This window comes from Dongia sp. agr-C8, from assembly GCF_054658695.1.
This window is the reverse complement of record NZ_BAAGHZ010000001.1, coordinates 985,933-1,004,919: the sequence shown is the minus strand read 5'-3', so window position 1 is coordinate 1,004,919 and position 18,987 is coordinate 985,933. Positions and strand designations below refer to the sequence as shown.

14 protein-coding genes are annotated in these 18,987 nt (G+C 67.3%); 6 read left to right on the top strand and 8 right to left on the bottom strand.

All coding sequences use genetic code 11. The features are described from left to right. The first annotated feature begins 4 nt into the window (after window positions 1-4). Window positions 5-1,270, top strand: coding sequence for a glycerate kinase type-2 family protein (locus ACYQ4T_RS04595; protein ID WP_459851101.1), 1,266 nt, complete (start codon window positions 5-7; stop codon window positions 1,268-1,270). A 24-nt stretch (window positions 1,271-1,294) separates the two neighbouring features. Continuing rightward, a complete protein-coding gene (pyk, locus tag ACYQ4T_RS04590) occupies window positions 1,295-2,713 on the top strand; it encodes a pyruvate kinase (RefSeq protein ID WP_459851100.1) in 1,419 nt (472 codons plus the stop codon). A 129-nt stretch (window positions 2,714-2,842) separates the two neighbouring features. On the opposite strand, the gene ACYQ4T_RS04585 is transcribed toward pyk, so the two are convergent. The 4 genes from ACYQ4T_RS04585 to ACYQ4T_RS04570 all read right to left on the bottom strand — a co-directional run bounded on the left by ACYQ4T_RS04585 (window position 2,843) and on the right by ACYQ4T_RS04570 (window position 10,010). Then, window positions 2,843-5,464 (bottom strand): DUF2339 domain-containing protein, encoded by a 2,622-nt coding sequence (locus ACYQ4T_RS04585; protein ID WP_459851099.1) that lies wholly within the window; start codon window positions 5,462-5,464, stop codon window positions 2,843-2,845. Between the two features lie 88 nt (window positions 5,465-5,552). Beyond that, entirely contained in the window at window positions 5,553-6,176 is a 624-nt protein-coding gene (locus ACYQ4T_RS04580; protein WP_459851098.1) for a tetratricopeptide repeat protein, read from the bottom strand. Between the two features lie 2 nt (window positions 6,177-6,178). After that, window positions 6,179-7,882, bottom strand: a complete 1,704-nt coding sequence (locus ACYQ4T_RS04575; RefSeq protein ID WP_459851097.1) for a L,D-transpeptidase family protein — start codon at window positions 7,880-7,882, stop codon at window positions 6,179-6,181. 106 nt (window positions 7,883-7,988) lie between these two features. Next, a complete protein-coding gene (locus tag ACYQ4T_RS04570) occupies window positions 7,989-10,010 on the bottom strand; it encodes a hydantoinase/oxoprolinase N-terminal domain-containing protein (protein WP_459851096.1) in 2,022 nt (673 codons plus the stop codon). Window positions 10,011-10,218: 208 nt separating this feature from the next. Between ACYQ4T_RS04570 and ACYQ4T_RS04565 the strand changes: the two genes are divergently transcribed. The 3 genes from ACYQ4T_RS04565 (at window position 10,219) to ACYQ4T_RS04555 (ending at window position 13,550) form a co-directional block, all read left to right on the top strand. Further along, window positions 10,219-10,821, top strand: coding sequence for a YcbK family protein (locus ACYQ4T_RS04565; RefSeq protein WP_459851095.1), 603 nt, complete (start codon window positions 10,219-10,221; stop codon window positions 10,819-10,821). 216 nt (window positions 10,822-11,037) lie between these two features. Beyond that, window positions 11,038-12,636 carry a gamma-glutamyltransferase gene (gene ggt / locus ACYQ4T_RS04560; RefSeq protein WP_459851094.1) on the top strand — a complete coding sequence of 533 codons (1,599 nt, stop codon included), beginning with the start codon at window positions 11,038-11,040 and terminating at the stop codon, window positions 12,634-12,636. Between the two features lie 206 nt (window positions 12,637-12,842). Further along, window positions 12,843-13,550, top strand: coding sequence for a hypothetical protein (locus tag ACYQ4T_RS04555; RefSeq protein ID WP_459851093.1), 708 nt, complete (start codon window positions 12,843-12,845; stop codon window positions 13,548-13,550). Between the two features lie 163 nt (window positions 13,551-13,713). Here ACYQ4T_RS04555 and ACYQ4T_RS04550 read toward each other — a convergent pair whose 3' ends face one another. Genes ACYQ4T_RS04550 through ACYQ4T_RS04535 form a run of 4 tightly spaced genes read right to left on the bottom strand, consistent with a single transcriptional unit; the run spans window position 13,714 to window position 18,417 of the window. After that, window positions 13,714-14,799: a BMP family ABC transporter substrate-binding protein gene (locus ACYQ4T_RS04550; protein WP_459851092.1), complete on the bottom strand. Its 1,086-nt coding sequence runs from the start codon at window positions 14,797-14,799 to the stop codon at window positions 13,714-13,716. Window positions 14,800-14,841: 42 nt separating this feature from the next. Continuing rightward, window positions 14,842-15,771 carry an ABC transporter permease gene (locus tag ACYQ4T_RS04545; protein WP_459851091.1) on the bottom strand — a complete coding sequence of 310 codons (930 nt, stop codon included), beginning with the start codon at window positions 15,769-15,771 and terminating at the stop codon, window positions 14,842-14,844. Then, window positions 15,768-16,850: an ABC transporter permease gene (locus tag ACYQ4T_RS04540; RefSeq protein WP_459851090.1), complete on the bottom strand. Its 1,083-nt coding sequence runs from the start codon at window positions 16,848-16,850 to the stop codon at window positions 15,768-15,770. The genes ACYQ4T_RS04545 and ACYQ4T_RS04540 overlap by 4 nt, the downstream gene beginning before the upstream one ends. Beyond that, window positions 16,834-18,417: an ABC transporter ATP-binding protein gene (locus tag ACYQ4T_RS04535; RefSeq protein WP_459851089.1), complete on the bottom strand. Its 1,584-nt coding sequence runs from the start codon at window positions 18,415-18,417 to the stop codon at window positions 16,834-16,836. Before ACYQ4T_RS04535 ends, ACYQ4T_RS04540 begins: the two co-directional genes overlap by 17 nt. 255 nt (window positions 18,418-18,672) lie before the next feature. Between ACYQ4T_RS04535 and ACYQ4T_RS04530 the strand changes: the two genes are divergently transcribed. Beyond that, on the top strand, window positions 18,673-18,972 hold the full coding sequence (locus ACYQ4T_RS04530; RefSeq protein ID WP_459851088.1) for a hypothetical protein: 300 nt from the start codon (window positions 18,673-18,675) through the stop codon (window positions 18,970-18,972). Window positions 18,973-18,987: the final 15 nt, after the last annotated feature.

The window sequence follows — 18,987 nt, the reverse complement described above, 5'->3', positions numbered from 1 at the left end:
CGTCTTGACCATCGATCGCAAGGCACTGCTGCGCCGCATGTTCGACGCCGCGATCGGGGCCGTCGACCCGCTGAAGATTCTGCCCGGCCGCCTCCCCGCGCCGCCCAAGGGCCGCACCATCGTGCTCGGCGCCGGCAAGGCCGCCGCCGCCATGGCCAAGGCGGTGGAAGATCACTGGCAGGGACCCTTGGAAGGCCTGGTCCTCACCCGTTATGGCCACGGCCTGCCGACCCAGCGGATCGAGGTGGTCGAGGGCGCGCATCCGGTGCCCGACGAGGCCGGGCAGCAGGCGGCGCGCCGCATCCTCCAAAAGGCGGAGGGCCTGACGAAGGACGATCTCGTGCTCTGCCTCATTTCGGGCGGGGCCTCGGCGCTGATGGCGATGCCCGGCGGATCGCTGACCCTCGCCGACAAGCAGGCGGTCAACAAGGGCCTGCTGAAATCCGGCGCCAATATCGGCGAGATGAACTGCGTGCGGAAACACCTCTCCGGCATCAAGGGCGGCCGCCTCGCCGCCGCCGCGCATCCGGCGCGCGTCGTCACCTTGCTGATCTCCGACGTGCCGGGCGATGATCCGTCGGTGATCGGCTCCGGGCCCACCGTCGCCGACCCGACCAGCGTGGCCGACGCGATCGCGGTCTTCGAGAAATACAAGATGCCGATGCCCGACGCCGTGCGCCGGCACCTGGAATCGCCGCTGGCGGAGACGCCGAAGCCCGGCGACCCGCGCCTCGCCGGCGCCTCCACCGTGATGCTCGGCACGCCGCAGGCGGCGCTCGATGCCGCCGCCGCCGTCGCCGGCCTGCAGGGCTACCGGCCGATCGTGCTCGGCGATCTCGAGGGCGAGGCCCGCGACGTCGCCCTGGTCCATGCCGGGATCGCCCGCCAGGTGCAGCGCCACGGTCAGCCGGCGCCGGCCCCCGCCGCCATCATATCCGGCGGCGAGACCACCGTGACGGTGCGCGGCCAGGGTCGCGGTGGACGCAACGCGGAATTTCTGCTGGCCTTGGCGGTGGCGCTGGACGGCCGGCCGGGCATCCATGCCCTGGCCGGCGACACCGACGGCATCGACGGGACCGAGGACAATGCCGGCGCCCTGCTCAGCCCCGACAGCATCGCCAGGGCGGCCGGGCTGGGCGTCGAAGCCAAGGCCCGCCTCGCCGACAATGACGGCTACGGCTTCTTTTCCGCGCTGGGGGACTTGATCGTGACCGGCCCGACGCGTACCAACGTCAATGACTTCCGTGTTATCCTTGTCGACCGAGATTAATCCTACAATTACAAAAGGCTTGGGATGAGACGCCAACGCAAGGCCAAGATCGTCGCGACGCTTGGGCCCGCCAGCACCACGCGCAAGCAGATCGAGGCGCTGTTCAAGGCCGGGGCCGACATCTTCCGGCTCAACCTCTCCCACGGCACCCACGAGGACCATAAGGCGCGCTACGACATCATCCGCGAGATCGAGGACGATCTCGACCGGCCGATCGGCGTGCTGGTCGACCTGCAGGGCCCGAAGCTCCGGGTCGGCACCTTCAAGGAGGGCGGCGTCGATCTCAAGGCCGGCCAGGCCTTCCGCTTCGACCTCGATTCCAAGAAGCCCGGCGACGAGAAGCGGGCGCCCCTGCCGCATCCGGAAATCCTGGAAGCGGTGGCGCCCGGCTCCAACCTGCTGCTCGACGACGGCCGTATCCGCGTGGTCGTGAAGAAAGAGGGCAAGGACTGCATCGACTGCGAGGTGCTGACCGGCGGGCGCCTGACCGACCGCAAGGGCGTCAACATCCCCGATGCCGTGCTCAACGTCTCGCCGCTGACCAAGAAGGACCGCGGCGACCTGCGCTTCGGGCTCGACCTCGGCGCCGACTGGATCGCCCTCTCCTTCGTGCAGCGGCCGGAGGATATCGCCGAAGCCCGCCGCCTGATCGCCGGCCGCGCCCGCATCATCGCCAAGCTGGAGAAGCCGGCGGCGATCGAGCATCTCGATGAGATCATCGAGCTCTCCGACGCCGTGATGGTGGCGCGCGGCGATCTCGGCGTCGAGCTCCCGGCCGAGGTCGTGCCGGGCCTGCAGAAGCGGATCGTGGTCGCCAGCCGCAAGGCCGGCAAGCCGGTGGTGGTCGCGACCCAGATGCTGGAATCCATGGTGAACGCCCCGACGCCGACCCGCGCGGAAGCCTCGGACGTGGCGACCGCGATCTACGACGGCGCCGACGCGGTGATGCTGTCGGCGGAATCCGCTTCCGGCAAATATCCGATCGAGGCGGTCTCGATCATGAACCGGATCATCGAGCAGACCGAGCGCGATCCCTCCTACCGCCGCATCATCGACGCCCAGCATTCCGACCCGGAAGCGACCGGCGCCGACGCGATCTCCGCCGCCGCCGCCCAGGTCGCGCGCACCCTGACCGCCTCGGCGATCGTCACCTACACGACCTCGGGCTCGACCGCCTTGCGGGTCGCGCGCGAGCGGCCCGATGCGCCGATCCTCTGCCTGACCGAGGACCTCGCCACCGCGCGGCGGCTGGCGCTGCTCTGGGGTGCGCATTGCGTCCACACCGCCGACATCCGCACCTTCAGCGAGATGGTCGACAAGGCGACCCGGGTCGCGCTGAAGCAAGAGTTCGCGAAGAAGGGCGAGCGCCTGGTGATCACCGCCGGCGTGCCCTTCGGCCGCCCCGGCTCGACCAACACGCTGCGCGTGGCCTGGATCGAGTAGCTTCCGCGAGGAGACCGCCGCGGTTGACCTTTGAGAACGGATTGAAGAAACCCCAGCGATTGCGTCGATGCATGTACAGCGCATGTACGAAATCAAGTTTCGCCGGAAACGGCCGGGGCCGTAGCGGGTCTACTCGGCCCGCCGGAACAGCAGGCGCTGGTAGAGGTAGCCGATCCCGATCAGGCTCAGGCCGAGGCCGAGGAAGGACGCGACCCGGTAGAGACCGGTGAGGTCCGAGGCGTCGATCAGGAACACCTTTGAGACCGTGATCAGGATGACGACCGCCGAGGCGTAGCGCAGGATCTGGCTGCGCTTCCAGGTGCCGAGGCCCAGCAGCATGAGCCCGTAGAGCGTCCAGGCGGCGGAGTAACCGTATTGCTCGGCGTCGGTGATCAAGCCCGCATCGAGGAACGGGCCCTGGGCGATCTGGCGGATCGTGAGCGTGACCCAGATGAAGCCAGTGACCAGCGCCAGCAGGCCGACGATCCGCGCCGGAGCCTCGCCGGCCTTGGTGGGCAGCACCGGCCGGCGCAGCTGGTCGGCGAGCAGCAGCAACAGGACCGCCGGGATCGCATAGACCACCATCAGCCGGTTGAACACCCAGGTCTCGCCGACATGGACATGCTCGAACAACGGATTGACCGCGATAATTCCGCCGAGCACCAAACCGAGGCACGCCAGCACCGTGAAACCATGCGCCGCATAGAGCAAGGCGGGATCGTTCTGGCGCCGATAGAGATGATGCAGCGCCAAAGCCAGCGCTGCCCAGACGCTGATCGCAAGTCCGACGCGCAGGAAGTTTGCGCCGCTGTCGAATACCACGCGCCCGACCGCATGGTCGATCTCCAGGGCGATCAGCAGCGCCAGCAAGCCGGCGCCGGCCAGTTCCAGCACCGTGACCAGCAATCGCGTTTCCTTGTCGGCCTCCGTGCGTTTCAGGATCTGCGCGGTGGCGATCAACCCGATGCAGGGAATGCCGATGCCGTAGAGCAGCCGGTTGAACAGGATCCATTCGCCGGCCGGGAAGCCGGAGAGCAGCACCGCCGCCACCACCAGCGCGCCGCCGGCCCAGATGCCGCGCTTCAGCCAAGGGAGATCGAGCTTCAGCGCCACCCAGGCCATGATCGGCAGCTCGATCGCCCAGGAGACCGCGATCCATTCCTGCTCCAGCTGCATCGGCACCGCCAGCGCGAGGAAGCCCGAGACCGCGAGGCAATGCAGGCCGAGCGCGCCGGTGTATCGCGCATCCACGTGCCGGAGGCGATTCAAGCGTTCAGCGGCGCCCATGTGCAAGCCCGCGAGGATCACCGCCTGGATCGTCCAGGGGAGCAGCAGCTCCGCCTCCTTGAGGTTGAGATAGGCGCCGCCGAACAGGAAGGCGGTGCCGAGCGTCGAGAGGCCCGCCCAGCGCACCGGCTTCTGCGAACCGAGCTCGAACCAAAATCCGCCGGCGCCGAAGATCGCGCCGAGGACCAGGCCGATCAGGATCACGTCGCTGCTGCGGTCGATCGCCGCATGCGCGCTCCAGTCGTAGCCGAAGGGACTCCAGCCGGCAAAGGCGGCGACCGCGATCGCCGCGCCGACCAGCGCCGGAATCTCTTCGCGCGTGAACTTCCGCGCCGCGACCAGGTGCAGCAGCACCAGCGCGACCAGGAAGCCCCAGTCGTCGAGCCGGTAGCTTCCGGTCGTGAGCCAGAAGGCCATCAGCAGGCAGCAGGCGATGCTGGCGGCGCGCGCGGTGATGGTCATCTCCCGGCTGATCGCGACGCCGCCCTTGCCATAGAGCGACCAGAGCTGGGTCAGATCGGTCGCCAGCAGGAAGAGCGGCAGCCAGAGCGCGGCGAGCCGCGCGCCCTGTGCCGTGGACGGATAGAACGCGAGCACCAGCGCCCAAAACAGACCGCCGCCGATGCCGAGCGCCGCCAGCTGCCACCAGCCGCGCTTGTGCTGCAGCACCAGGGCGCCGAGCTGGATCAGATAGAGATAGACGAACAGCGCCGCCGGCTGCGGCGTATCGGTGTGGACGATGGCTGGGGTGATCAAGCCGCCGGCGATGCCGACCAGCCCGACAAGCATGCCTTCGCGCAGCGAGAGCGCGATGCCGATCGCGGTCACCAGGCCGAGCGCGATGAATCCGGTCAGCGGGTCGATCAGGTGATAGAGCGATGTCGCGGCGAAGAGACTGGCGAACCAGTCGGCGATGGCGGCGGCGGCCAGCGCCTGCGCGATGTTGGCCGAGCGCTTGCGCATCCACTGGCCGGCACCCAGCAGCGCCGCACCCATCAACAGACCGAGGAAGACGCGGACAGCCGGCGAAAGCAGGCCGACATCGATCGAATACTTGACCAGGAAGGCGCCGGCCAAGGCCAGCATGACGGCGCCGATCCAGACGAAGATGCTGCCGCCGAGGCGCTGCTCGAAGCTGCGCGACGCCGCCTTGGCCGGCTCCGGGATGATGGCGGGCTCGGGCGGCGCGGCGGGCTCGGGCTGTGCATCCGCGACTGCGACAGTCGCGGGTGCGGGCTCAGCGGCGGCGACGGGTTCCGGGGGCGGCGCGGCGATCGTCGGCGCCGCGGCGACCGGCGTCCTGCCCTGCTCCAATTCGCCGAGGCGGCGCTGCAGGGAGTTGATGACGGATTGCAGCCGGGTGACGTCGCCGCGCAGCGCGCCGGCCCTCATGCTGGCGCTGATGGCGAGGATCGGAACGATGACCAGGAAGAACAGCCCAGCGATGACCAGCAGGGCAACCATGACGGCGGCGAATCCTCGGGTTCACGAGACGGTGGCCCGCAAGGCTCGCACAGATCAGGAGCGAATACGATTCGCTTCCGGCGAGTCGTTACTGAATGTTGGGATCTTGGATATCCGGCAGGACCGGCTTCCAGGCGCGCACCGCGGCGTCGCCCTTGGCGACGTCCTCCGGCTTCATGTCCTGGGAGAGCAAGGTGAGGATGGCGGTGCCGTCCTGGCTGCCCTGCTGCGCCGCGAGGTTGGCGTAGAGATAGGCCTGCACCAGGTCCTTTTGGACGCCCACGCCCTGGTAGTAGAAGGCGCAGGTATCGACCTGGGCCTCGACCAGCATCTGGTCGGCCGCGGCCTTGGTCAGAGCCGCAGCCTTGGCCGGATCGGCCGCGGCGACGCCCTCGCCGGAGAGATAGAGCTTGCCGAGCAGGTACTGGGCGCGGGCATTGCCCTTCGCGGCGGCGGGCTCGAGCCAGCGCGCCGCTTCCTTCGGGTCGGGCGCCATGCCCTTGCCTTCGAAATACATCTGCCCGACCGCGGCCTCGGCCGAGGTCTGGCCGGCCTCGGCCAGGGGCAGGAACTCCTTCAACGCCGTGGCGTAGTCGCCTTTCTCATAGGCTTCGAAGCCCTTCACGCCGTCCGCCGAAGCATTACCGGCAATCAAGGTCAGGAGGAGACCGGCGAGGCCGATCGCGGCGGCGGAGAGGCGGTGGGCATGCATCGTTATTTTGACTCGGTCTTTGCAGGTTTCGCGGGCTGCTGCGTCTCCGCGACCAGGTTCGCGGCGGGCTGCAGGTCGTTCGGGAGCGCAGCATAGCGATCGTATTTATACATGTCCTTGCGGAATTGCAGCACCCCGTCCTCGTCGGTCCAGGCGGTCATATAGACGACATGGACCGGCATCGGGGTCTTCAAGGGGACCAGCACGGTCTTGCCGCTTTCGACGATCTGGTCGACCCGGTCCCGCTGGTATTCCGGATCGTCGGACAGCAGGAAGGCGGCCATGTCGATCGGCTGCTGCATCCGCATGCAGCCCGAGGAGAAGTAGCGGTCCTGCTTGGCGAACAGCTGCTTCTGGTTGGTGCCGTGCAGATAGACCGCATCCTTGTTCGGGAAATCGAGCTTCACCGGACCGAGCGCGTTCTCCGGCCCCGGCGCCTGGACCAGGCGGTAGGGGAAGTTGCCCGGGCCGACCTCGTGCCAGTTGATGGAGCTCGGCGAAACCTCCATGCCGTTGCCGTCATAGACGGTGAAGCCATGGGATTCCAGGAAGCTCGGGTCGGCACGCATGCGGCGCACCTCGTCGTTCGACGCGATCTTGTGCGGCGCGTTCCATTCCGGATTGAACTTCGCGACCTTGATCACGCTGTCGAGGGTCGGCGTCTTGCGGTCGATCTTGCCGACGATCGCCTTGGTCATGAAGGCGACCTTGCCGTCCTCGATCACTTTCACTTCCTGGCTCGGGATGTTGACGACCAGGTGGCGCGGCTCGAACTTGCCGCCCTGCTCGCGCATGCGGTCGAGGTTCAAGAGGATCATCTGCAGCCGCTTCTCGGCCGAGACGTTCAGCTCTTCCAGCGTGCGGCCGCCGATGACGCCGTCATCGTTGAGGCCATGGCTGCGCTGGAACGCGGCGACCGCGGCCTGGAGGTCGGTGTCATAGACATTGTCGGTGAAGGCCGTGGTCGCGGCGAGCTCGCCGGTATATTGCAGGCGCGCACGCACCGCGGGGATGACTTCGTTGGTCTGGCCGGGCTCGACCTTGTCGACCTTCGGCACACTCGGCCAGCCGCCGGCCTGATAATAGGCGACATAGGTCGGCAGCTTCGCGTAGAGGCTCCAGAAGCGGTAGTAGACCGGCCATTCCTGCGCGATCGCGTCGGCCGGATCCTTCGCCGCCGCGACCTTGTCGAGCACCGCGGCGCCGCGCAGCTTGGCGCTGCCAAGCGGCCCGATCGCATCGACGGCGGAGGCGACGAACACCGCCGACATCAACGCCTCGTTGCGGGTCTGCGAAGCCTGGTCGGTCGGCGGCGTCATGCCGGCGACCCGGAACAGGGTCTGCTCGGGCATCGGCATGCCGGCACGCACCGCGCGCGGGATCTGGACGATCCAGGCCTGGCCGACAAGCGTGTAGCCGTTCGCGGTGGTCCAGATCGCGTTGTTGCCACGCGCGGCGTAGTATTCCTTCAGCGCATTCCAATCGAGCTTCAGGCCGGCGGTGGTCGGGTCGCGCTGCAGCGCGTCGAGCTCCGCGGCGATGTTCGGCACCGCGCTCGGCGCCGCCACCGGCAGCTCCGGCACCTCGGTCGGCGCCGGCTGCTTGTCGGCGAAACGGTCGGCGGATTCAGCCCAGGCATTGCCTGCCGCAGCCAGAAAAAAGGCGCCCGAAATCAGGGCGGCGTTACGAAAAGTTGCGCGTCGCATGGTTCACCAATCTGTCTGGAGCGGCGGCCGGAGATTACCAAAGCAGCCGCTCTCTGTCATGGGTGGAGGCTGTGACGCCGATCTCAGATCGGATCGACCAGCGTGGTTACGCGGTCGCCAGAGCCGGTCGGCCGAACGCCGTGGCGGCGATGTTGCTTTCCATGAAGATCTTCATCCCGCCAGGCTGTTCGAAGATCTTGTCGTCGCGCTCGTGGAAAAGTTCAATCTCCGCCGCGCCGGCTGCCTTGGCCTGCTCGGTTGCGGTCGCCGTGGCCCATTCCCGGGCGTGTTCGCAGGCCAGTTCGAGATCGGCGAAATCCTTGATTCCACTGGCAAGATGGGCGCGGAACCGACCCTCCGCGGGAGAGGTGATGACGGCCGTCACACGTTGCATGATTCCGCCCGCGACCGCGCCCACGGCATTCGAGACTTCCGCGAATTTCGGAATCACCAGTCGGGTGCGGAGACGCCTGGCGATCTCCGGATAATAGCTGCCGACCGGCGCGCCGATCGCCAGCAGCGGATGCTTGAGGGACAGCACGGCGTCGAAGAGTTCATCGGACGAGACCGCATCTTTCGCCGACAGCGAATGCTGGATGAGATAGCGCCCGAGACCGCCCCAATGGTGATCATCGATTCGCGCCTGCTCGTTGATCACGGCATCGAGCAGCGCGCGTCCCGACTGGATGACCACGCGCTCCACCACGTCGCGACAGAGCGTCTCGGCATCCTTCGGCGGATGCCAGCCGGCCTGCGGCGCGCGTCGCAGGAAGAGCCGCGCGCCCAGTTCCGCCGCCTCGCGGTTCCAGCCGGTCTGCAGCCCGAGCACATGCGCCGCGTCGCTCGGACTCAAGCCGGAGATCACCACCAGCCCGCGATCGACGAGGCGCTGGAGATTCCGGGCGACGGCCGGGCCGACGATCATGTCGGAGAGCGCCACCGGTCCGTCGGCGAGACGATCCCAGACCTGCTGCTGCCCGGCGCTCAATCCGGTGGAGCCGGTGTCGAGCGGGCGCTGCCGCAAGGCGAACTGCCCGCGATACTGCACCATCTCATCGCTCTCGACCTGCGCGCGCATAACGTCGACGACCGCCGGGTATTGCATCGCCAGCAGGCTGAGCGGCACCACGCGCCGGGGCCCGAGGGTGAAGCCGTGATGCTCGTCGATCCTTGCCTCGCTGTCGCCGCCGAGGCCATAGGTGTGGACGGCAACCGCCTCCACCATGGTCTTCCAGCCGCCGACCGTGGCGCCTTCCTTGTTCAGAACCGGCCGGCCGTGCTTCAGCATGGCGATATCGGTCGTGGTGCCGCCCATGTCGGAGACGATGACGGTGTCCTCGCCGGAGAGATGCTTGGCGCCGACCAGGCTCGCCGCCGGGCCGGAGAGGATCGTCTCCACCGGGCAAGCCAAGGCCATGGCGGAATCCATCAGCGAGCCGTCACCCTTCACCACCATCAGCGGCGCGTCGATCCCCTTCTCCTCCATCAGGCCGGCGACCGAAACGATCAGCTGCTGAAGCTGCGGGATCAATCGCGCGTTCAAAGCACAGGTGAGCGCCCGGCGCGGCGCGTCGAGCTTCGACGTGAGTTCATGGCCGCAGGAGACCGGGCGATCGGAGAGGTCGCGGATGAGATCGCGGAGCGCCAGCTCATGGGCCGGGTTGCGGACCGAGAAATAACCCGACACGGCAAAAGCCGCGACCTTCGGCGCATGTTGCAGGATCGCCGCCCGGGCCGCCTCGAGATCGAGCGGCGCCTGCTCGTCGCCGCTGGGCTTGTGCCCGCCGGCGATGAAGACCACTGGGTCGCTGCCCAAAGCCTGCTTCAGGTTGGCCCGCTCCAGGGCCTTGGCGTCATAGCCGGCCAGGATCAGGCAGATCGGCGCGCCATGGGCCTCGACGATGGCATTGGTCGCGAGCGTCGTGGACATCGAGACCAGGGCGATCTCGGCCGGCGCCACGCCCGCGGGCAGATGCGGCAGCACCTTCTCGATGGCGCCCTTGAGACCGATCGACAAATTATGCTTGGTGGTGAGCGCCTTGGCCGAGGCGAGGACCCCTTTCTTGGGGTCGAACAGCACGGCGTCGGTATAGGTGCCGCCGGTATCCAGGCCGAGCAGGATCGGCACGTCGGGTCCTCAAAACGGTAACAAATCGTGACGCGGGATTTGCCGCGAATCACCCCGGCGGGTCAAGTCCCTGTCCAACAAGGCATTTCGGCCACTATCACGAAGGTGCGAGCATTTATCTAAAATGCTCTGTCAAGGGCAAATTAACTTTGCCATGCAAGAACATCTGTGCAAACTTTCGCCCATAACCTCAATAGCACCGAAGAGAATGATGGCATCGCAAGGGCCGTTCGCGGCGACCCAACACGAAAACACCACCGATTCCTCTCCCCTGCTCGGCCGCCGCCGGTTGCTCGGCCTCGGCCTGGCCGCTGCCGCATCCAGCATGATGGTGCCGGCGGCAGCCTTCGCGTCCACCGGCTCGTCCGGCGACAAGACGCTGACCTTCTACAACACCCATACCGACGAGAAGCTGAAGGCGACCTATTTCCGGGGTGCCAGCTTCGACAAGGGCGCGCTGAAGGACATCAACCACATCCTGCGCGACTTCCGCACCGGCGACGTCTTCGCCATGGATTTGAAGCTCTTGGATCTGCTGACCGAGCTGCATTGGAAGACCGGCAGCAAGCAGCCGTTCCAGATCATCTCCGGCTATCGCAGCCCGAAGACCAACTCGATGCTGAACGCCGAAAGCAGCGGCGTCGCCAAGCGCAGCATGCATCTCGACGGCAAGGCGATCGATATCCGCCTGGCCGACGTGAAGCTCCGGACGCTGCACGAGACCGCCGTCTCTCTGAAGCGCGGCGGCGTCGGCATGTATACGGCGTCGAACTTCGTCCATGTCGATACCGGTCGCGTCCGGTACTGGTAAGTTCGTCGCGCCTGCCAGCCGACGGTTCAAACAATAGCCGAGTTCCGTCCAGCGCGCAGTGACCCGGGTCACTGGGGCTCCATTTCCGTCGTCATGCGCGGACTTGATCCGCGCATCTCCCTCCGGCAGACCCGCGGGTCAATCCCCGGATCAAGTCCGGGGACGCGGGTGACGAGAGGCCTTGCGCAGGCCCCGCCGTCCCGTTAAGCGAGATTGATGACTGGGGGACGGGATTTTCAAGCGCCGGGGCGTTCCGTGGTGGTGGCCGGCCAGGCCGCCGCGGCGACGTCGCACCCCTCTGCAACACTGACAGCCATCGAAATGCTGCTGGCCGGCGGCACGGCGATGGACGCCGCCATAGCGGCCGCTGCCGTCCTCGCCGTGGTCGAGCCGGCAATGACCGGGATCGGCGGCGACTGCTTCGTGCTGATGTCGGTCGGCGGCAGCGACCGCATCCTCGCCTATAACGGCGCCGGCCGCGCCGCGCGGGCGGCCCATCCCGACTGGTTCCGCGAGAAGCGCATCGCCAAGCTCGACCCCGACAGCATCCATGCCGTCACCGTGCCCGGTGCGGTGGAGGCCTGGTGCCGCCTCGCCAAGGACCATGGCAAGCTCGGCCTCGACCAGCTGCTGCGGCCAGCGATCCACTATGCCGAGGACGGCTTTCCGGTGGCGCCCAGGGTCGCGGCCGACTGGGCCGAAGACGCGCCGCGGCTCGCCCGCCATCCGGCGGCGGCGAAACAGTATCTGCCGGGCGGCAGCGCGCCCAAGACCGGCGACATCGTTAAGCTGCCGCTGCTGGGCAAGGCCCTGCGCGAGATCATCTGGAAGGGTGCTGCCGGCTTCTACGAAGGCTGGGTCGCCGAGGACATCGTCGGCACGCTGCGCGCCGAAGGCAGCCTGCTCCGCCTGCAGGACCTGGCGGAGCATCGCGGCGGCTATGTCCTGCCGATCAAGACCAGCTATCGCGGCCTCGATGTCTGGCAATGCCCGCCACCCGGCCAGGGCCTGACCGCGCTCCTCATGCTGAACATCCTCTCGCAATTCCCGATGATCGGCGCCGGCCCGCTGACGCCGGACCGGCTGCATCTCGAGATCGAAGCGGCCAAGCTCGCCTATCTCGCGCGCGACCGGCATATCGCCGATCCGGATCACGCCGAGATCCCGGTCGAGAAACTGCTGTCCCAGGAATATGCGCGCAGCCTCGCCGCGCAGATCCGGCCCACCCAGACGCTCGACCTGCACCAGGCGCGGATGCTGCAGCCGCATCCCGACACCACCTATCTCAGCGTGGTCGATCGCGACCGCAACGCGGTCAGCTTCATCAACTCGATCTACTACGGCTTCGGCAGCGCGCGGGCGACGGAGAAGTCCGGCATCCTGCTGCAGAACCGCGGCGCCTGCTTCTCGCTCGATCCCGCCCACCCCAACTGCATCGGGCCGGCCAAGCGCTCGATGCACACGATCATCCCGGCGATGGTCACCAGCGAAGGCAAGGCGGCGCTGTCCTTCGGTGTGATGGGCGGCGATTACCAGCCGATGGGCCAGGTCCATGCGCTCACCAACATGGTCGATTTCGGCCTCGACCCCCAGGCGGCGCTCGATGCCCCGCGGGTGCACCACGAGGACGGGCTGGTCGGCGCCGAAAGCGGCATCCCCGAGGCGGTGTTCCTCGGCCTCGCCGACCGTGGGCATAAGATGATGCGTTTGGACTCGCCGCTCGGCGGCGGCCAGGCGATCGCCATCGACTGGAACCGCGGCGTCCTGCTGGCCGGCTCCGATCCCCGCAAGGACGGCTGCGCACTGGGGTACTGACCCACCAACCGTCAGGCCCGGGCTCGACCCGGGCATCTTTCACCGACGGCACCAGACCCGCGGGTCAAGCCCGCGGGTGACGTACGTGGGGGCGCTTGACTCCTTGCTGCCGCGGTTCCAGCCTTAAAGAAGGACTTGGCGACCGGTCTTAACGCAGAATTAACCAAGACCGCGGAAGCTAAACCTACCGTTCCGACGAGGGTCCGATGGACGATCTGGCACAACTTCAGTCACGGGTCGAAGCCGCCCGCGAGCGTCTGGGCGGCGCCGAAGCCGACCAGCGCAAGTACGGGCTCAGGCTCGACGACCTGGTGCGGATCGTCGAAGGCGCCCTCTCCCGCCAGGCCGAGGACCTGAAGGCCGCCCGCATCCGCTCGGCCTCGCTGGAGACCGAACTCGACGATGCCCGCAATACGATCTCGCGCCAGGAAGTCGAGCTCGCCGGCAAGGAAACCGACATTGCCCGGTTGGAGAGCCAGAACGAGCAGCTCCGCACCATGGTGATGACCTTGCTGGAGCTGGTCGAGGGCCGCAACAACACGCCGCTCCGCGAGGCGATGCTCCGCCTGGAGCGCGGCGTGCGCAGCCTGCTGACCGAAACCGGATCGAGCGCCGCCAAACAGATCCTCAATGCCGCGCCGGAGACTCCGGCCGCGCCGCCGCCGCCCGCGCGCCCGGTCCTGGTGCAGCCGCAGGCGGCGCCCGCGCAGGCGGTGCCTGCACAGACCGTCCAGGGCCGCATCCAGACCCCGCGCGCGAAACCAGCCGAGCCGCAGCCCGATCCCGAAGCCCTGGTCGAACTGACCAGTCTCGAGCGCAGCGACCCCGAGGATATCGTCAAGGAGCCGCCGGAGATTTCCGCGCCGGTGGCGCAGATCATCCGCCGCTTGTCCGACGCGGCTTCCGACGCCTGAGGGCGCTTCGGCCTAGAGACGCCACACCGACATCCCCAAGATCAAGGCGTCATCTTCTGGCTGCGCCTGCCGCACGAAAAAGAAAAGCCCTCCCCCGTCAGCGAGGCTTCGGGGAAGGGCTGGGTGGGGATGCCGCAAACCTGCTGTCTGCGGCACGGTAATACTACTTCGGCAGCTGGCCTTCGACGCCTTCGGCCAGCCAGTCCATGCCGGCGATGGCGCCGTCGTCGAGCATCTGGCCGTCGGCGATCTTCACCGAGCCGTCCTGGGCTTTCATCGGGCCCATGAAGATCATGGTCTGGCCGCTCTTGATGCCTTCCTCGGTCTTCTCGGCCAAGGCCTTCACGTCGTCCGGCATGTTGGTGTAGGGCGCCATCTTCAGCATGCCCGACTTCAAGCCGCCCCAGACGTCACCGGATTTCCAGGAACCGTCCATCGCCGCCTTCACGCGCTCGACATAGTAGTCGTCCCAGTGATCGACCGAGGAGGTGAGCTGGGTGGTCGGCGCGAACTTGATCATGTCCGAGGCCTGGCCGAAGCCCTGGACGCCGCGGTCATGCGCGGTCTGCAGCGGCGCCGGAGAGTCGGTGTGCTGCGCGATGATGTCGGCGCCCTGGTCGAGCAGCGCCTTGGCGGCATCGGCTTCCTTGCCGGGGTCGTACCAGGCGTTGATCATCACCATCTTCAGCGTCGCCTTGGGATTGATCGTGCGCATGCCGGCGATGAAGGCGTTCATGCCCATGATCACTTCCGGGATCGGCACCGAGCCGATATAGCCGACGATGCCCGACTTCGACATCTTGCCGGCGATGACGCCCTGAATGTAGCGGCCCTCATAGAAGCGGATGTTGTAGGTCGCGAGATTGTCGGCGCGCTTGTAGCCGGTCGCGTGCTCGAACTTCACATCGGCGAACTGCTTCGCGACTTTCAGCGCCGGCTGCCAGAAGCCGAACGAGGTCGCGAAGATGATCTTGTTGCCGGCGGTGGCGAGGTCGCGCAGCACGCGCTCGGCATCGGCCCCTTCCGGCACGCTCTCGACATAGGTGGTCTTGACCTGGTCGCCCAGCGCCGCCTCGACCGCCTTGCGGCCGACATCGTGCTGATAGGACCAGCCGAAATCGCCGACCGGACCGACATAGATCCAGGCCGCCTTGAACGGATCGGCGGCGCGGGCGCTGGTGATCAATCGCGGTGCGGCAATCAGGCCGGCGCCGGCGACCAACGACTTGGCGAAAGTTCTGCGTTTCATCTGCATCTCAAAGCCTCCTTGGTCTCAGATGTTTTCTTGAAGTTACCCAGCAGCGTTGAAAGCACGGCCGAGACAGGCGGGCGTGTTCAGGCGCACGCGGGTCCGGTCGCTGGAAATCGCCACCAGCACGACGATGGTGGCAAGGTAAGGCAGCATCGACACGAATTGCGAGGGGATGGCGATCCCGAAGCCCTGGATGTGGAGCTGCAGGATGGTGATTCCGCCGAAGAGATAGGCGCCGAGCAGCAGCCGCGCCGGCCGCCAGGCGGCGAACACCACCAGCGCCAGGGCGATCCAGCCACGGCCCGAAGTCATGTTCTCCGCCCACATCGGCGTATAGGCGAGCGAGAAATAGGCCCCGGCAATGCCGCACATCGCGCCGCCGAACAGGGTCGCGAGATAGCGCACCTTGATGACGCCGTAGCCGATCGCATGCGCCGCATCATGGGAATCGCCTACCGCGCGCAGCACGAGGCCGGCATGGCTTTTCCGCAAGAACCAGGAGACACCGATCAGCGCCGCGAAGGAGAGATAGACGAGGAAATCCTGGCCGAACAGGATCGGCCCCAGGAGCGGGATCGTGGAGAGGCCGGGGATGTCGAGCTTCGGCAAGGGCTGCAGCGGCTGGCCGACATAGCCGGCGCCGATCAAGGCCGAAAGCCCGATCCCGAAGATCGTGAGCGCCAGGCCGGTCGCGACCTGGTTGGTGAGCAGCGTCAGCGTCAGCACGGCGAAGACCAGCGCCATCGCCGCCCCCGCCAGCGCCGCCGCGCAGATGCCGAGCACGGCGCTGCCGGTCCCCAGGGTGACGGCGAAGCCGATGACGGCGCCGACCAGCATCATGCCCTCGACGCCGAGGTTGAGGACGCCGGATTTCTCCGTGACCAGCTCGCCGGTCGCGGCGAGCAGCAGCGGCGTCGAAGCCGAGATCACCGACAGGGCGACCGAGGTGAAGAGCTCGACCCCGTTCACGCGGCACCTCCTGCCGGCACGCGCTTCACCAGCCTGATCCGGTAATGCACCAGCAGGTCGGCACCTAGCAGGAAGAACAGCAGCACGCCCTGGTAGATGCCGGTGATCGCCTTCGGGAGGCCCAGCGCAATCTGTGCCTGCTCACCGCCGAGGTAGGAGAGCGCGAGCACGATGCCGCCCAACAGCACGCCCACCGGATTGAGGCGGCCGAGAAACGCGACGATAATCGCGGTGAAACCGTAACCCGGCGAGATCGAGGGCGTGAGTTGGCCGATCGGCCCCGCCACCTCGAACACGCCGGCAAGGCCCGCGAGCGCGCCGCCCAGCAACAACGCAAACCAGGTGAGGCCCTCGCCGCTGAAGCCCGCGTAGGCCGCCGCGCGCGGCGCCTGGCCCAGCACGCGGAGCTGGAAGCCGAGCAAGGTCTTGGCATGGATGAGCCAGCAGATTCCGACCGCGATGACCGCCGCGAGTACGCCGAGATGGACCCGGGTGCCGGAGATCAGAATCGGCATGGTGGCGCCTTCGCCGAACAGGCGGGTCTGCGGGAAGCCGTAGCCCTCGGGATCCTTCCAGGGGCCGACCACGAGATAGATCAGCAGCAGTTGCGCCACATAGGTCAGCATCAGGCTGGTCAGGATCTCGCTGGCATTGAAGCGAGTCTTCAGCAGTGCGGGGATCGCGGCCCAGAATGCGCCACCGAGGGCGCCGCCGAGGATCATCGCCGGCAGGATCCAGAAGTCGGTGTCATCACCCGCCCAGAGCCCGACGCCGCCGCCGAAGATCGCGCCGAGGATGAGCTGACCCTCGGCGCCGATGTTCCAGACATTGGCGCGGAAGCCGATCGCCAGGCCGACGCCGATCAGCACCAGCGGCGCCGCCTTGACCCCGAGCTCGGCGATGCCGTTGACGCTGGAGATCGGCGCCACGACGAAAGTGTAGAGTGCGGCACCCGCCGGCTGCCCCATGGCGGCGAACAGCATGGTTGAGACGAACAAGGTTAGGGCGATCGCGACCACCGGCGACAGCCAGGTCCAGAGCGGCGAGTGCCGGCCGCGTGCCTCAAGCCGAAACGGCATGGCGACTCTCTTGCGGCTGTGCCGCGATACCGCCCATCAGCAGGCCCAGTTCGGCGACGGTCACTTCGCCCACGGCGCGCGGGGCCGAGAGCCGGCCGTTGGCGATGACCGCGATATGGTCCGCCATCTCCATCAGCTCGTCGAGGTCCTGCGATATCACCACGACCGCGGCGCCCTGGTCCGAGAGATCGAGCAAGGCCTGTCGGATCGAGGCCGCGGCCCCGGCATCGACGCCCCAGGTCGGCTGGGCCACGACCAGAACGCCCGGCTGCTGCATGATCTCGCGGCCGACGATGAAGCGCTGCAGGTTGCCGCCGGAAAGCGAGCGCGCTTCGGCCCCCGGTCCATCGCTCCGCACGGCGAAGCCTTTTATGATCTCCGCGGCGAAGCGCATGGTGCTGCCCATGTCGACCAGGCCACCGCGCACCAGCCCCTTGGTGCGGTAGGCGGAGAGCAGCGCGTTCTCGCCCAGGGTCATGTCCTTGACCGCGCCATGGCCGTGCCGCTCTTCCGGCACGAAGCCGGCGCCGCGCTGGCGCCGCTCCGCCGGACCCAGCAGGCCCACGGGTTTGCTGTCGAGGATGACCGCCTCGGCGCGATTGGCCGGCGTCTCGCCGGAGAGTGCGGCCATCAGCTCGGTCTGGCCGTTGCCGGCGATGCCGGCGATGCCGAGCACTTCACCCGCCGAAACGGTGAAGGAGATCTGGTCGAGATCGACCCCGAAGGCGCGGTCGCTCTTGACCGAGAGATGATCCACTTCCAGCCGCGGCGGCGAGGTCTCCGCAGAATCCTCCTGGAGATGATAGGGCGGCCGCAAGGTGGTGCCGATCATCAGCTCGGCCAGGTGCTTCGCCGTCTCCTGGCGCGGGTCGCATTCGGCGACCACCTTGCCCTGGCGCAGAATCGTGGCGCGCTCGCAGAGGCTGCGGATCTCCTCCAGCTTGTGGCTGATATAGAGGATGGCGCAGCCTTCCGATGCCAAGCGGCGCAAGGTCGTGAACAGCCGCTCGATCTCCTGCGGTGTCAGCACCGAGGTGGGCTCGTCCATGATCAGCAGCTTCGGGTTCTGCAGCAGGCAGCGCACGATCTCCACGCGCTGGCGCTCGCCGACCGAGAGGTGATGCACGGTCGCCTCGGGATCGAGCTTCAGCCCGTAATCGTCGGAGACTTTGGCGATGCGCTCGCGCAGGCCCTTGCGCTGCTGCTTGTCGTTCAAGCCCAGCGCGATGTTCTCGGCGACGGTCAGCGCCTCGAACACCGAGAAATGCTGGAACACCATGCCGATGCCGAGCGCCCGGGCGGCGGCCGGATTGGCGATCGAAATGCGCGCGCCGTTCCAGCGGATCTCGCCGGCATCGGGATGCAGCACGCCGTAGATGATCTTCACCAGGGTGGATTTGCCGGCGCCGTTCTCGCCGAGCAAGGCGTGGATCTCGCCGGGCTGGATCGCAAGGCTGATGCCATCGTTGGCGACGGTCATCGGGAAACGCTTGGAGATGCCGTCCAGTGCCAGCAGCGGGATATTCCCCCGTCCGCCCGGCGCTCCATCTCCGATCTTCTGCGTCATCCCTTGCCCGACTCGTTCCGTCCGCCTGGACAGGGGCTTTGTTTAGGGGATTTCCCCGCAGGGCGCAGCAGGATTCCCGGTCGGAAACGGCGCGAAGTGCAGATTTGACAAGCGCTGTGGCGCCGCCTAGGGTTATGCCATGACTTATCCACAGCCGAAGCTCGGGATTGCGCGAATTATCGGCCGGACGCTCTGAGCAGCGTCCGGACACGGCCGGTTTTTCCCGATCACCTTGAGCTTCGGAGTTCCTTAAAAATGAGTGCCCCTGAAAGCCTGCCGCGTCATCCGAGCGGCCGGAATCCCGTTCCGACCTTCTGCCTCACCGTGCGGGCGGTCGCCGATCCCGGGACCCTGCCCCGCCTGATCGAAGTCTTCGCCAAGCGCGGCATGGTGCCGTCGAAGCTGTTCAGCGTCGCGACCGGCACCGACGAGCTGACCGTGGACCTCCAAGTCGCCGGCCTCGACGCCGATCTCGGCGCGATCATCGCCAACCAGCTCCGGAGCCAGGTCGGCATCGAGACCGTGCTGACCAGCGTGAAGACGGAAGCGGTCTGAGTTCCGACCGGCGCG